At 71.7% G+C, this 14288-nt stretch carries 11 protein-coding genes and 1 pseudogene; 4 read left to right on the top strand and 8 right to left on the bottom strand.

The annotated features are described in order from the left end of the window. Positions 1 to 39: 39 nt before the first annotated feature. Positions 40 to 1731, bottom strand: coding sequence for an acyl-CoA dehydrogenase family protein (locus tag QQM72_RS03695; protein ID WP_314219314.1), 1692 nt, complete (start codon positions 1729 to 1731; stop codon positions 40 to 42). 73 nt (positions 1732 to 1804) lie between these two features. On the opposite strand from QQM72_RS03695, the gene QQM72_RS03690 reads away from it, so the two are divergent. Further along, entirely contained in the window at positions 1805 to 2557 is a 753-nt protein-coding gene (locus QQM72_RS03690) for a PaaX family transcriptional regulator C-terminal domain-containing protein (protein WP_314219313.1), read from the top strand. 109 nt (positions 2558 to 2666) lie between these two features. Here the strand turns inward: QQM72_RS03690 and QQM72_RS03685 are convergent, their stop codons facing one another. Continuing rightward, a complete protein-coding gene (locus QQM72_RS03685) occupies positions 2667 to 3470 on the bottom strand; it encodes a pectate lyase (protein WP_314219312.1) in 804 nt (267 codons plus the stop codon). Between the two features lie 557 nt (positions 3471 to 4027). Between QQM72_RS03685 and QQM72_RS03680 the strand changes: the two genes are divergently transcribed. Continuing rightward, complete coding sequence (locus QQM72_RS03680; protein ID WP_314219311.1) at positions 4028 to 5329, top strand: extracellular catalytic domain type 1 short-chain-length polyhydroxyalkanoate depolymerase; 1302 nt, start codon at positions 4028 to 4030, stop codon at positions 5327 to 5329. A gap of 42 nt (positions 5330 to 5371) precedes the next feature. Here QQM72_RS03680 and QQM72_RS03675 read toward each other — a convergent pair whose 3' ends face one another. Both QQM72_RS03675 and QQM72_RS03670 read right to left on the bottom strand, forming a co-directional pair. Further along, complete coding sequence (locus QQM72_RS03675; protein WP_314219310.1) at positions 5372 to 6763, bottom strand: nucleobase:cation symporter-2 family protein; 1392 nt, start codon at positions 6761 to 6763, stop codon at positions 5372 to 5374. Positions 6764 to 6960: 197 nt separating this feature from the next. Next, positions 6961 to 8337, bottom strand: coding sequence for an FAD-dependent oxidoreductase (locus QQM72_RS03670; protein ID WP_314219309.1), 1377 nt, complete (start codon positions 8335 to 8337; stop codon positions 6961 to 6963). A gap of 144 nt (positions 8338 to 8481) precedes the next feature. On the opposite strand from QQM72_RS03670, the gene QQM72_RS03665 reads away from it, so the two are divergent. Then, the gene (locus QQM72_RS03665) at positions 8482 to 9231 is read left to right on the top strand and encodes a DUF6214 family protein (protein WP_314219308.1); all 750 of its coding nucleotides are present in this window, start codon (positions 8482 to 8484) and stop codon (positions 9229 to 9231) included. A 189-nt stretch (positions 9232 to 9420) separates the two neighbouring features. Here the strand turns inward: QQM72_RS03665 and QQM72_RS03660 are convergent, their stop codons facing one another. Further along, the gene (locus tag QQM72_RS03660; RefSeq protein WP_314219307.1) at positions 9421 to 10059 is read right to left on the bottom strand and encodes a DUF305 domain-containing protein; all 639 of its coding nucleotides are present in this window, start codon (positions 10057 to 10059) and stop codon (positions 9421 to 9423) included. Between the two features lie 191 nt (positions 10060 to 10250). Here QQM72_RS03660 and QQM72_RS03655 point away from each other — a divergent pair, with 191 nt between their 5' ends. Continuing rightward, the gene (locus tag QQM72_RS03655; protein WP_314219306.1) at positions 10251 to 11753 is read left to right on the top strand and encodes an LVIVD repeat-containing protein; all 1503 of its coding nucleotides are present in this window, start codon (positions 10251 to 10253) and stop codon (positions 11751 to 11753) included. On the opposite strand, the gene QQM72_RS03650 is transcribed toward QQM72_RS03655, so the two are convergent. The 3 genes and pseudogenes from QQM72_RS03650 to QQM72_RS03640 form a co-directional block, all read right to left on the bottom strand. Next, positions 11741 to 12424, bottom strand: a complete 684-nt coding sequence (locus QQM72_RS03650; RefSeq protein WP_314219305.1) for a TetR/AcrR family transcriptional regulator — start codon at positions 12422 to 12424, stop codon at positions 11741 to 11743. The genes QQM72_RS03655 and QQM72_RS03650 overlap by 13 nt on opposite strands. Positions 12425 to 12573: 149 nt before the next feature. Then, positions 12574 to 12798, bottom strand: a pseudogene (locus QQM72_RS03645) (hypothetical protein); the annotation flags it as partial. A 225-nt stretch (positions 12799 to 13023) separates the two neighbouring features. Continuing rightward, positions 13024 to 13695, bottom strand: a complete 672-nt coding sequence (locus QQM72_RS03640) for a phosphatase PAP2 family protein (protein WP_314219304.1) — start codon at positions 13693 to 13695, stop codon at positions 13024 to 13026. Between the last annotated feature and the right edge of the window lie 593 nt (positions 13696 to 14288).

The raw sequence follows: 14288 nt of genomic DNA, 5'->3' as shown, positions 1-14288 counted from the left end.
TGGCGAGGGGGCCCGGCGGCGGCTCACACCTGGCAGGCGTCAGTCGGTGCCGGGAAGGCTCCGTTCCAGGATCCCGTCGAGGTCGGCGCCGTCCGGGAGCGTGCCGAAGGCGTACCCCCAGTCGCCGCCCAGCCGGGTCGCGCAGAACGCGTCGGCGACGGCGGGCGGGGCGTGCCGGACCAGGAGCGAGGCCTGGAGGGTGAGGGCCATCTGCTCCACCAGACGGCGGGCGCCGGCCGGTGTCGCCTCGCCCAGCCGGGTCCGCAGCCGCACGACGGCGGCGTCGAGGCGGGCGTCCGCGCCCCGCGCCAGGGCGAGTTCGCCGAACAGGGCGTCCACCGTCGCCGGTTCACGGGTCAACGCCCGCAGCACGTCGAGGGCGTTGACGTTGCCCGAGCCCTCCCAGATGGACAGCAGGGGCGCCTCGCGGTAGTGGCGGGGCATTCCGGAGTCCTCCACGTAGCCGTTGCCGCCGAGGCACTCCAGGGCCTCCGCGGTGAACGCCGGACCCCGTTTGGTCACCCAGTACTTGCCGACCGCCGTGGCGATCCGCCGGAAGGCCCGCTCGGCGCCCTGACCGTCGTCTCCGCGCACCGCCCGGTCGGCCGCGCCGGCCAGCCGCAGGGTGAGCGTGGTGGCGGCCTCCGACTCCAGCGCCAGGTCGGCCAGCACGTTGCGCATCAGCGGCTGGTCCAGCAGCCGCGCCCCGAACGCGCCGCGGTGCCGTACGTGGTGCCCCGCCTCCACGAGCGTCTTGCGCATCAGCGTCGCCGACATCATCACGCAGTCCAGGCGCGTGCAGTTGACCATCTCGAGGATGGTCTTGACGCCCTGTCCCTCCGGCCCCACCAGCCAGGCCACGGTCCCGTCGAACTCTGGCTCGGAGGACGCGTTGGAGCGGTTGCCCAGCTTGTCCTTCAGCCGCTGGACGCGGAACGTGTTGCGGGTGCCGTCGGGCAGCACACGCGGCACCAGGAAGCACGAGAGCCCGTCCGGCGCCTGCGCCAGCACCAGGAAGAGGTCGCACATCGGAGCCGACGTGAACCACTTGTGCCCGCGCAGGGTGTACACCCCGGGCTCCGCCGTGGGCAGGGCCGTCGTCGTGTTCGTCCGGACGTCGGAGCCGCCCTGCTTCTCGGTCATCCCCATGCCCGCGAGCAGCCCGCGCTTCTGCGTCGGCACCCGCAGCCCCGGGTCGTACACCCGGCCGGTCAGCAGCGGCTCGTAGACGGCGGCGAGTTCCGGCTGGCGACGCAGCGCGGGGACGGCCGCGTAGGTCATCGAGGTGGGGCAGCCGTGCCCGGCGTCCGTGTGCCCCCAGGCGAGACCGCCCGCCGTGCGCGCCACATGGGCGCCCGGCCGGTCGTCCGCCCAGGGCGCGCCGGCCAGCCCCTCCGCGACCGCGACCCGCATCAGCTCGTGCCAGCCGGGGTGGAAGTCGACCTCGTCGACACGGTGCCCGTAGCGGTCGTGCGTGCGCAGGACGGGTTCGTGCCGGTTGGCCAGCTCGCCCCACTCCTGCGCCTCGACGCCGCCCGCGAGCAGACCGATCCGGCGGACGTCCGGCTCCGCCCATCCGGCGCCCTCCCGGCGCAGCCCCTCCAGCAGGGCCACGTCGTCGGAGGCGTCGTACGGGGCCAGGGGCGGGGGCTGGTTGGTGACGTCGTGCGTGACGTACGACGGGACGGGCGGCGCAGGCCGGGCCTGCGGCTGGGTGAGTATGTGGGCCATGCGGATCATGTTGCACTTTCTCTACGGGTGCAGCAACAGTGCAACATCGAGGCCGCGCGTAAAGTACGGCCTCATGCGGATGAACGTGACGGCGCGGCCGGGCGAGGTCGACCTGCCCCCGCTGTCCGCGCGTTCGGTGGTCCTGAGTCTGCTGCTGGGGACGCATCCGCCCGAGATGGCGGCGAAGGACCTGGTGCGCGGGGTGGAGCCGTTCGGGGTCGGCGGCTCGACGGTGCGGGCGGCGCTCAGCCGGATGGTGGCGGCGGGAGACCTGCGGCGGACGGACGGCGTCTACCGGCTCAGCGACCGGCTGCTGGAGCGCCAGCGCCGCCAGGACGACGCCGTGCACCCGGACACGCGTGCGTGGGACGGCGCGTGGGAGATGGCCGTCATCACCGCGACCGGCCGCGGCCCCGCCGAGCGCGCCGAACTGCGCGGCCGGTTGAGCGTCCTCCGGCTCGCCGAGCTCCGTGAGGGGGTCTGGCTGCGGCCCGCCAATCTGGGCCGGCCCTGGCCCGCGGATCTCGGGGACGTGCTCCAGCACTTCACCGCCCGCCCCGACCTGCCCGCCCCCGGGCTGGCCGCCGGACTGTGGCCGCTCGACGCGTGGGCGCGGACGGCCCGGGTCCTGCTGGCCCACGTCGAGTCGACCCGGCGGCCCGCCGAGCGCTTCACGGCCCTCGCGGCGGTCGTGCGGCATCTTCTCGCCGACCCGGTGCTGCCGGCCGGACTCCTCCCGGCCGACTGGCCGGGACCGGCCCTGCGTACCGCCTACGGTCACCACCAGCGGGAACTCGTCGCCACCGTGTCGGGGCCGGGCGCATAGGTACGGGCGCATCGGTGCGGGCGCACAGGTACGGCGGCCGTGCGAAGCGCCGTGCGGGGACGCTTCGTACGGCCGCCTTCTTACCGTGGGGGGACCGGTGGGGAGGGGGCTACTTGTAGGTGATGTCGGACGACGCGTACTTGCAGTAAGTACCGTCCGCGCTGGTGCCGTTGGTGGTCGGCTCGGCCCCTGTGTTGTTGCCGATGTACTTCTGGCACGGGATGATCTTCTTGCTGCTGTCCCCGACGATCGTGATCTTCTTCAGGGTCGCGCTGTCGCCGTAGTTGGTGTTGATGCCGACGAGCTTGCTGCCCGAGTAGGTCGCCTCGATCGTGTTGAGGTTGATCGTCCGCTTGTACTGCGTCGAGCAGTTGCCGCAGGAGCGGATGAAGGTGCCGAAGGTCTGCACCGCGAAGTTGGAGACGTTCAGCGTGCCGGCGCCGTTGAACTGGAACACCTTGTCGCTGGCCGACCGCGCGCCACCGCCCGAGACGGTGTACACGTTGGACGACGAGGAGCCGCGGAAGGTCGCCGCGTCCTCGCCGACGTCCTCCCACCAGACGTTCTGAAGGGTGCAGGCGCCCTTGCAGTGGATGCCGTCGGCGGCGGGGGCGCCGATGATGACGTTCTTGAGCACCGCGCCGGCGGCCAGTTCCAGGATCGGCCCCTGGTCCTCGTCCTGGTTGCCGCTGCCCAGGTCGCCGGTGCCGTAGAGGCGGATCATCCCGTAGTCCTTGGTGCCGGACACCGCGATGGTCGAGGAGACCGCCTGGCTGCCGGTCGCGCTGGGCCACGTGGCGGCGTTCGCCGGAGTCAGCGCCCCGGTAGTCATGATCATGCCAACCGAGAGCGCGAGAGCGGCGAGGGCGCCCGTCAGAGTGCGCCGTCGGCGCGGCAGTGCTGGTGAAGTCATGTCCCGATGCCTTCTTCCAGGTGGGGGATGGTGGGGGTGCTCCGGACGGCCGGAGTGTTCCGGGCGGCCTCGGCGGTGCGGCCGTATGCGACGGGGGCGGACCTTTGCGCCTGTGTACGTGGGGGCCCTGTGCGCATGCGGGGTGCGTCCCTTCGGGGGAGGGGGGTGGTCAGGTATGTGAATGTCACGTGCGGTGTTGAACGAACTGCGCGGGCAGTGCGGCCCTTTGTCGGAATGCGTGAGCGGCTCGGTCACACTGCTGAACGGAACGTAGAGGGCAAGCGCTTTCTAGTCAACGCTTTGCGCAGAACACATTCGGCCACTCGGCCAGGCCTCGGCCAACCAGTAAGGGCTTGCCGGGAGTTGCCGTGGGAGCGCTTCCATGGCAAGCGTGTGCATGCCACCATGCGGTGCGGACGTCCCCCTCGCGAGTGTCGAGGAGGGGGACGTGTCCCGGTCTGTCCCCGCAGACCGGCGTCACCTGCCGAGCCGCCGATTCCCTCTCGCGCACCCCACGTACGACGTCCCCCGAGCCGCTACCAGAAAGGGACAAGCGCGTGTCGAACTCCCTCGGGAGAGCCTTGCGTTCGCTATGCGGGGCATTGCTGCTCCTGCTCACCGCCGCTCTCCTCACCGCTCCCGCCGCCTCCGCCAGCCCGCAGGCCGCCGCGCCGGTCCCGGCGGCCACCCTCACCGAGGTCACCGGCTTCGGTGCCAACCCCAGCAATCTCCAGATGTACGTCTACGCACCGGTCAACGTCACCGCTCACCCGCCGGTGCTCGTCGCGGTGCACTGGTGCGGCGGTTCCGGGCCCGCGATGTACTCCGGCACCGAGTACTCCCAACTCGCCGACCAGTACGGGTTCGTGGTGGTCTATCCGTCCGTCACCCGGAGCAGCAAGTGCTTCGACGTGTCCTCGCCCCAGGCGCTCCGGCGCGGCGGCGGCAGCGACCCGGTCGGCGTCAAGTCGATGATCGACTGGGTGACCGCCGCCTACGCGGCCGACACGGGCCGCGTCTACGCCACCGGTATCTCCTCCGGGGCGATGATGACCAACGTCCTGCTCGGCGACTACCCCGACGTGTTCGCCGCCGGTTCAGCCTTCTCCGGGGTGCCCTTCGGCTGCTTCGCCACCGCCGACGGCTCCGAGTGGAACAGCGCCTGCTCCGGCGGCACCGTGATCCACACGGCGCGGGAGTGGGGCGACCTCGTACGCGCGGCCTACCCCGGCTACACCGGGCCCCGGCCGCGTATGCAGGTATGGCACGGCACCGAGGACGACGTGCTGCGCTACCCCAACTTCGGGGAGGAGATCAAGCAGTGGACCGACGTGCGGGGCGTGAGTCAGACCCCGGCCGCCACCGACTCGCCCGTCTCGGGCTGGACCCGCACCCGGTACGGCGCCACCGGTGACCAGGCTCCCGTGGAGGCCGTCAGTCTCCAGGGCGTCGGCCACAACCTGTACGCCTGGGGCATGGCTGCCCGCGTGATCACCTTCTTCGGCCTGGACGCCGCCGGTCCCACCCCCCAGCCCCAGCCCGGCGGCTGCCGGGTGACCGCGACGACCAACGCCTGGAACACCGGTCTGACCGCCTCCGTGACCCTGACCAACACCGGTACCACCACGGTCGACGGCTGGCGGCTCGGCTTCACCCTGCCCGCCGGCCAGACGATCACCAACGGCTGGGGCGCCACCTACGCACCGGCCTCGGGAGCGGTGACGGCGACCAACGCCACGTACAACGGCACGCTCGGCCCCAACGCGAGCGTCACCATCGGCTACCAGGCGACCCACACCGGCAACAGCGCGGCGCCCGGCGCCTTCACGCTCGACGGAACTGCCTGCGGCGCGAGTTGATGTCCCGTGGGCGGCCGGTGAGCCCGGCCGCCCACGGCCGTCCTAGACGGCCTCTTCCCTGGACTTCTCCGGCACGTCCCCGACGGGCTCCTCGCCGCCGGCGGTCGGCAGGGCGACCGTCTCCCGCGCGGCCTTCGAGGGCAGGTGGTTGAAGAGCAGGTTCAGGACGATCGCGGTCAGGCAGCCCGCGCTGATACCGCTGTTCATCACCGTCCGGAACCAGTCGGGGAACTGCTCGTAGATCGTCGGCACGCCGACCGGCAGCACGCCCATCGCGACCGACACGGCCACCACCGTCAGGTTGTGGTTCCCCTTGAAGTCGACCTCGGCCAGCGTCCGCAGACCGCTCGCGGCGACCGTCCCGAACATCACCAGGCCCGCCCCGCCGAGGACCGGCGCCGGAACGGCGGCCACCACCGCGCCCAGCTTGGGCAGCAGACCCAGCAGTACGAGGATGCCGCCCGCGGTGGCGACGACCCAGCGGCTGCGCACCCGGGTCATGCCCACCAGGCCGACGTTCTGCGCGTAGGCGGTGTAGGGGAAGGTGTTGAAGACACCGCCGAGGACGGTCGACAGACCGTCGGCGCGCAGCCCGTCCGAGAGGCTGCGCGGCTCGACCTTGCGGCCGGTCATCTCGCCGACCGCGATGAGGTCACCGGTGGTCTCGGTCATCGTGACCAGAGCCACGACCAGCATCGAGATGATCGCCGACGCCTCGAAGGCGGGCGCGCCGAAGTGGAACGGCGTACTGATCCCGACCCAGTCGGCGTCCCCGACGCCGTCGAAGTCGGTGAACCCGAACGGTATGGAGACCGCGAGCCCCACCTCGATGCCGATCAGCACAGCGATCCGGCTCAGGAACGCCGGCGCGAACCGCTGCACGACGAGCACCACGGCGAGGACGAACCCGGCGAGTCCGATGTTCTTCGGCTCCCCGAAGTCCGCCGAACCGGTGCCGCCCGCGACCCAGTTGCCCGCGACCGGCAGCAGCGAGATGCCGATGATCAGGATGACGGTGCCGGTGACCAGCGGCGGGAAGAAGCGCAGCAGCCTGCCGAACAGGGGCGCCAGCAGCATGATCGCGAGCCCCGCCACGATCACCGACCCGTAGATCGCGGGCAGTCCGCCGCCCGTCGTCCCGATCAGCACCATGGGGGAGACCGCCGCGAACGTACAGCCCTGCATGATCGGCAGCCGTACGCCGAACCGCCAGAAGCCGACGCACTGGATCAGCGTGGCGATGCCGCACACCAGCAGGTCGGCGGTGATCAGATACGCCAGGTCGGCGGGCGACAGCTTCATCGCACCGCCCACGATCAGGGGCACGGCCACCGCGCCCGCGTACATGGCGAGCACGTGTTGGAGGCCGAACGCGGCCAACTGCCGTGCGGGTGGCACCTCGTCGACGGGATGAACGGGGGCGGTCAGGGGCATGGGCGCTCCAGGGCGGTGGCGGGGGCATCCGAACAGGGCGGGACGGGCCGGTCAGGTCCGAACGGACAGGACGGACCGGCCGGACAGGACGGACAGGACAAACCGAACGGCCCGGTCGGCCCGGCCCGGTCAGGCCCGACCGGGCCGGACAGGTCGAACAGCACGAGAACGTACGGGACTTAAACAGTTTGTTGATTTCACTGATGTTGCTGCTGTGTGTCCTGTACACCGATCCTGGCGGGACCCGCCGCCGTCCACAGCGCCGCCCAGTCCGGCAGCTTCACGACACCCCGCCCCAGCGAGGCGCCCAGCGCCGCCTCCGCCCGCTCGATCGCCAGCCACCCCGCCCACTCGACGGGTTCGGCCCCGGCGGCCCGCAGCAGCTCGAGCGGATCGCCCGGCAGCTCCCGCCGTACGAGGACGGGGCCGTCCTCCAGCAGCGAGGTCGCCGTTTCCTTCGCGCACGGCCGGTTGGTGCCGATCACCCCGGTGGGGCCCCGCTTGATCCAGCCCGCCACGTACTCGCCCGGCGCCACCACGCCCTCGCGCAGGACCCGCCCCGCGAGATGCGGCACCGTGCCCCGCTCCGGATCGAACGGCAGACCCTCCAGCGGCACCCCGCGATATCCCACCGACCGCAACACCAGCTGTGCCTCGATGTCCTCGTACCGCCCGGTGCCCGTCACCCCGCCGTGCGCGTCCGGAAGGGTCCGCTCGAAACGCACCGCCGCCAGCCGGCCGTTGCCGGCGAGCAGTTCGACGGGTCGCAGGAAGAACCGGAGCCGGATCCGTCGCCGGGCGCCGAGCGCCGGCGGGCTCGCCGCCCAGCCGCGCAGCACCTCCACGTTGCGCCGCTGCGCCGCCGGCAGCGCGGAGGGGTCGCCGTACGCCGGGTCCAGCGCCAGCTCGGCCTCGTCCACGACCACCTCGGTGTCCGGCAGGCCGGCCAGCTCGCGCAGCTCCTTGGTGGTGAAGCGGGCCTGCGACGGGCCCCGCCGTCCCACCATGTGGATCTCGCCGACCTCGCTCGCCGCCAGCGCGCTCAGCGCCGCCTGCGGCATGTCGGTCGGGGTGAGCTCGGCCGCCCGCCGTGCCAGGATCCGGGTGACGTCCACGGCCACGTTCCCGACGCCCACCACCACCGCCGAGCGGACGTCCCGCAGGAACCCGTCGGCGACGGTGTCCGGATGCGCGCTGTACCAGGACACGAACTCCGTCGCCGACCAGCTGCCCGACAGCTCCTCGCCGGGCACACCGAGGTGCCGGTCGGTGGCGGCGCCCACGCAGTACACGACCGCGTGGTACAGCTCGCGAAGCCGGGCCGCCGGCACCCCGCCCGTCCCGACCCTGATCCCGCCGAGGAAGCGCACCCGCTCGTGCTCGAGCACCGCGCGCAGATTGTTCTGGAGCGACTTGATCTTCTCGTGGTCCGGGGCGACGCCGTACCGCACCAGCCCGTACGGGCACGGCAGCCGGTCCAGGACGTCGACGAGTACCTCGGGGTCCTGCTGGACCAGGCTCTGGGCGGTGTAGACCCCACTCGGCCCTGAGCCGACGACGGCGACACGCAGCACGCGCAACTCCTTACCCAAGGGGACGGAGGAGATCGCTGGTGTCTCCAGCATCGCATCAGCGCGGCTCCGCTGACAGGGTGCTGTGCGCGTTCGGTGGTGCGTGTCCGCTCGTATGGAATGTGATCATGCGGTTACGTCGAGTGTGTGCTAGAAGCATCGTTTCTTAATCTTTCTGATCGTTCCGCCGAGGACGGCACGGTCTCCGTGTGGCCCGCGTGGGAAGTCCAGGAAGCCGGGGGCGTCACGTCCTGGTTCCATGTGCGGCTGGGATTCGTCGACGGCGCGCGGGTGGAGCTGCTGGCCGTCGTCTGCGAGGGGCGTGTCTGCGTCGAGGACGTCCGCGCCCAGCCGCCCCTGTCGTTGGTGGACCTGACGGTGCTCGCGGACTGGATCGAGGGACCGCTGTTCGAGAGGTGCGACCGAGGCGGGGCCCTCCTGGCTGCGGGCGTGGAGAGTGCCGAGGACCCGGCGGACACGGGGGAGGCGGGGGAGGCGGCGGACACGGGGGAGGGGGCGGTCGAGGCGGAGGCGGCGGACCCGGCGGTCGCGGAGGTCGCGGCTGTCGCGGACGGTGTGCGCGGCGGGTACGGTGCGGCGGGTGCGGCGGGTGCGGCGGGTGCGGAAGGTGCGGAAGGTGCGGAAGGTGCGCGGGAGCCGGCCGTCGTCGGGGATGCCGACGAGGCGTTCGGCCCCCGGCGGGCCCGTCGGGCCTGGCCGCGCGGCATCGAGGGGCGGCGGCTGGTGGCGCGGGAGTACCGCGCGGCCCAGGAGGAGGGGGTGGACCCCGTGCTCGCGGTCATGTGCGCGACGGGGCGCGGCCGCCGCAGATCGCTCAGGCTGATCGCGCAGGCGCGTGACGCGGGATACCTGACCCCACGTCACGCCCGCCGCTGACACGGCTCATCGGCGAGGACCACAGGCGAGACCCGTTGAACGGACGCGTTGAACGGACGCGTTGAACGGACGCGTTGAACGGACGCGTCGAACGGACGCGTCGGACGGACCTTGACCGGCTGCGTCGACAGGCCCCGTCGACCGGTCGCGCTGTCGAGGCCTGTCGGCGAGGTTCCGTGGGCCGGGGTGTCACTGCATGCCGCGCATCCGGGTGATCTCGCTCGTCTGCTGCGCGATCACATCGTCCGCCATCTCCTCGATCCGCACGTTGTTGCCGTGTGCCTTGACCTCCGCGGCCATGGTGAGGGCGCCCCCGTGGTGGGTGATCATCAGGGAGAGGAACAGCGCGTCGAACGCCTTGCCGCGGGCCGCGCGCAGCTGGTTCAACTGCGCCTCGGTGGCCGTCCCGGGCATCGCCGCGTGGTCGTGCTCGCCGCCCGTCTCGGCCTCGCCGTAGGTCGTGAGCCAGCCCTTCATGGCTTCGATCTCCGGCCCCTGCGCGGCGCCGATCCGCGACGCGAGGCCCTTGACGGCCTTCGACTCGGCCTGCTCCGGGGCGAGTTCGGTCATCTCCAGGGCCTGGGCGTGGTGCTGGATCATCATGCGCGCGTACGCCACGTCGGCGGAGTTGGGTGTGTCGTCGTCGGCGCGTTGCTCGGCCGCGTCCTGGGCGGAGAGGGTCCGGTTCGTCTCGCCCGGCTTGCCCGGCGCGATCACCGAAGGGCCGCTCGCCGCACCCGACTTGGTGTCCGGCCCGGAGTCGCACCCCGCGAGGGCGAGGGCGAGCAGCAGTGAGGCTGAGACGAGGGGCGCGTGGCGGACGAGCACAACGACCTCCTGAAGCAGGTGAGTTGAGGACGGGATTGCCGTCCCCGTCTGGATCTTCGCACCATGGGTCGCACTACTGAACCGAAAGATTCATTACGAGTGCGTTGCCAGCCCTTGATATGTGCATGATGAAGACGATACTTCGGAGCACCGCGAACCGTTCCGCGTGAACGGCGACAAGGGAGGACACAGTGACCCTGTTGAACGACCTTCGAACGCGCCGCAGACGGCTGGGGGTGGCCGCCGCGTGTACCGGACTGCTGGCCGCGCTCCTGACGGCCGTCCCGGCAGCCGCGACCCCCGACCCGGGGGACGGTCCCGCCGTGCAGCAGAAGGTGTCCGAGGGCGCCCGGGCCGAGGCGGCGGCGGCGATCGCCGACGGCGAGATACCGGGGCAGGACGAGATCGTCCACTCCGCCAACATCGAGCACCTGACGAACATCCCGAAGGACGCCCTGCCGGGCACCAACTCGGACCTCGCCTTCCAGGGCAAGTACGCCTTCTCCGGCAACTACGACGGCTTCCGGGTCTTCGACATCAGCAACCCGAAGTCCCCCAAGACCGTCGCCCAGGTACTCTGCCCCGGCTCCCAGAACGACATCTCCGTCTCGGGCGACCTTCTGTTCCTGTCCACCGACTCCTCCCGCAGCGACAGCAGTTGCAACAGCACCACGCAGCCGGTGACCGAGAAGTCGTCCTGGGAGGGCATGAAGGTCTTCGACATCAGCGACAAGGCGAACCCCAAGTACGTCGCCGCCGTCGAGACCGCCTGCGGCTCGCACACCCACACCCTGGTGCCCGAGCGCAAGAACGTCTACATCTACGTCTCCTCGTACTCGCCGAACGCGGCCTACCCCGACTGCCAGCCCCCGCACGACGGCATCTCGGTCATCAAGGTGCCGCGCAAGACGCCGGAGAAGGCCGCGATCGTCAGCTTCCCCGTGCTGTTCCCGGGAGACGGTCCGGACGGCGGCGGCAATCCTGGCTCGCCCACCAATCCCGGGGTCTCCAAGACCACCGGCTGCCACGACATCACGGTCCTGCCCTCCAAGGACCTCGCGGCGGGCGCCTGCATGGGCGACGGCATCCTGTTCTCCATCAAGGACCCGGAGCACCCGAAGGTCATCGACCAGGTCCAGGACAACGTGAACTTCGCGTTCTGGCACTCGGCGACCTTCAACCAGAAGGCGAACAAGGTCGTCTTCACCGACGAGCTCGGCGGCGGCGGCGCGGCCACGTGCAACGCGGTGACCGGGCCGGACAAGGGCGCCGACGGCATCTACGACATCGTCGGCAAGGGCGACAAGCGCAAGCTGGTCTTCCGCAGCTACTACAAGATCCCCCGTCACCAGGCGGACACCGAGAACTGCGTGGCCCACAACGGCTCGCTGATCCCGGTCAAGGGCAAGGACATCATGGTGCAGGCCTGGTACCAGGGCGGTGTCTCGGTCTGGGACTTCACCGACTCGTCGAAACCGGCGGAGATCGCCTACTTCGAGCGCGGCCCGCTCGACACCCAGGTGCTGAGGGGCGGCGGCTCCTGGTCGGCGTACTACTACAACGGTTACATCTACTCGAACGACATCGCCAAGGGCTTCGACGTGCTGAAGCTCAGCGACCGGCGCACCGACCCGGCCAAGCGGGTCCGTGTCCACGAGCTCAACGTCCAGACCCAGCCGGACTACTTCGACTGACCCTCGCTCCGCGGAGTCGTCGGGTCGGTCGCGAAGAAGCGCGACAGATCGGTGTCACTCCTCCCGTCGGGCGCCTCGGCGTCCGGCGGGACCCCCTGCTCCCAGTCGAGCCGGTAGCGCGCGAACAGTTCGGCGCGCAGCGTCGTGAGGGGCAGGGACACGTTCGGCAGCACCATCGCGTAGACCGCTCCCATCAGCTGGGAGCGCAGCATCGGGTAGTCGTGGTCGAGGTCCTGCGACCCGTGCCGGGCCGCGGTCTCCCGCAGCAGCTCGGCCAGCCGTTGCTGCTCCGGACACTGCACGAACCCCTCGGCCTGCAGAAGGCCCGCCATGTGCTGGCGCATCAGCACCGTACGGTCCCGTGCCAGGCCCAGGATGCCGTCGATGGCCCGCGCCATCCGCTCCCGGCCGTCCTCGGTGCGCGGCTCCCGCTCCAGCGCCTCCTCCAGCGTGCGGTGCATCAGCCGGTGCACGGCCGACTGGACCAGCTGCCGCTTGCCGGGGAAGTAGTACGACACCAGACCACGCGCCGAGCCGGCCCGGTCCGCGATGTCACCGAGCGTCGTCGCCTCGTACCCGCGCTCGCCCACCAGCTCCACCGCGGCCTGAAGGAGCCGCTCCCGGGAACGCCGCCGCAATTCTTCATTGACCGAGGCGCTGCGCGGGGACATCCTGGAACTCCTGCGTTGACTGGCTGGCAGCCAACTATACTCAGGGTCGACCCGGTGGGGTTCCGCTTCGGAGCACACCGGGCTGCCGCCTGCTCTGGGCGACGCGGGGGATCGTCCAGAGTGGGCGCGCTTCTCCCGTAATGGTGGCCTCAGGCGACCGTCGTCGGAGCGGGCCGAGGGTATCGGGTCACCCCGCCCCCCACCAGGTCCAGCACCGTCCGCAGCGTGTCCGGACGTTCGGCCGCCGGCAGATGTCCACGAAGTGCACCGCATCCCAGCGCCGCCGCCCCGCCGTCCGCGCGTCGGTCGTCGCCCACCATCAGGGTCCCGCCGGGATCGGTGTCCAGCGCCTCGCACGCGACCGTGAACACGCGCGAGCCGCGACAGGCCGTCGAGCCCGACGACGTACGTGAACGGCTCCCGCTCCTGCGCCACCGCGTACCCCTCCAGGTCCGCGGCGCAGCGGATCACCCGGCCGCCGGCACCCGGCCGCCGGCACCCGGCCGCCGGCACCCGGCCGCCGGCGCCCGGCACGACCGCCCGCCGCAGGTCCTACGGGCCCACGTAGCCGTACCGTCGCCACCGTCCCCCCGGCAGGATCACGGGCGCCAGCGCAGGTGTGCCGCGATCGCCAGCGCCACCAGCATGGCGCCCAGCAGCCAGCCGCCCAGGACGTCCGAGGGCCAGTGCACGCCCAGCCAGATCCGGGTCAGCCCCACGCCCGCCACGGAGACCACCGCCACCGCCACCGCCGTACGCCACACGACCGGGGCGACGCCGTGCCGGTGCAGCAGCCACAGCAGGAGACCGAACACCACCGTGGCCGTCAGGGCGTGCCCGGAGGGGTACGCCGCGTAGTGGGCGGAGTCGACCGGGTCGGGCCAGACCGGGCGGGCGCGGCCCACCCCCGCCTTGAGGGACTGCTGGATCAGTGTGCCCACCGCCGATGTGACGACCAGCCACCCGGCCGTCCACCAGGCCCCGTGCCGCCACACCAGCCACACGGCGACCGCCGCGCCCAGCAGACGCATGGTCAGGGGGTCCCAGACCCAGTCCGTGAGGATGCGGCAGACCTGGGTGACGTCGGGGTCGGCAACGGCCCAGCGGTGGGTCGTGCGGGAGATGTCGCCGTCGGCGGAGAGCAGGGGATGCCAGTCGGCCGCGACCAGGGCGAGGAGCAGGGCCGAAAGCAGCCCCAGGACCAGGGCGGTCCGCAGCGGCGTGCGCAGGGCGGGGCGGCGGGGCGGGGAGTCGACGGACGGATGGGGCATATGGAGATCCTCGCCGAACGGTGGGGCCAGATGCGAACTCGGGGCGCCCGGTCCGGGTTCCGGGGCGGCCGGCCCCCGTTCCGGGGTCGGTCGGGAGGGCTTCTGACGCGGCTGCCCCGACGGCCGACGACAGCTGTCCCGGGTGCTGGGGTGGCCCGCCCTGCGTCGAGGGTGTCCGTCGTGGGTTCTGGGTGAATGGCCTGCTCAGGTGCGGTGGCGGGTGAGGTCCGGGGTGGTCGGGGTCGGCCGGGTGGGATCGCGGGGCGGTACCCGGGGGGTGCTGCTGGTGGCGGTGACCCTGGGACGGCTGGGGGCCTCGGTGGTGTTCGGTCCTGGCCCGGCGGGACGGCCTGTTCGAGGAGGGCGGATGGGATTCCTGGTGGTCGGGGTCGGCCGGGTGGAGTCGCGAGGTGGTGGCAGTGGTGGCAGGGCTGCTGGTCGTGACCCTGGCACCCGCCCCAGAACCGGAACCAGCCGCTCCGTAGACGGCTGCGCACCCCACTGTCCGACCACCCGCCCCGCAAGCCCGGCCAACCACCACCGGCGCGTCCACTGCAGCGGCCGGAACAACCGCCCCAGAAGCCCCAACGGCC

This window comes from Streptomyces zaehneri (assembly GCF_032248645.1).
Classification (GTDB): Bacteria; Actinomycetota; Actinomycetes; order Streptomycetales; family Streptomycetaceae; genus Streptomyces; species Streptomyces coriariae.
The sequence above is the reverse complement of the archived record's forward strand: the minus strand, read 5'-3'. Positions and strand labels throughout refer to the sequence as shown.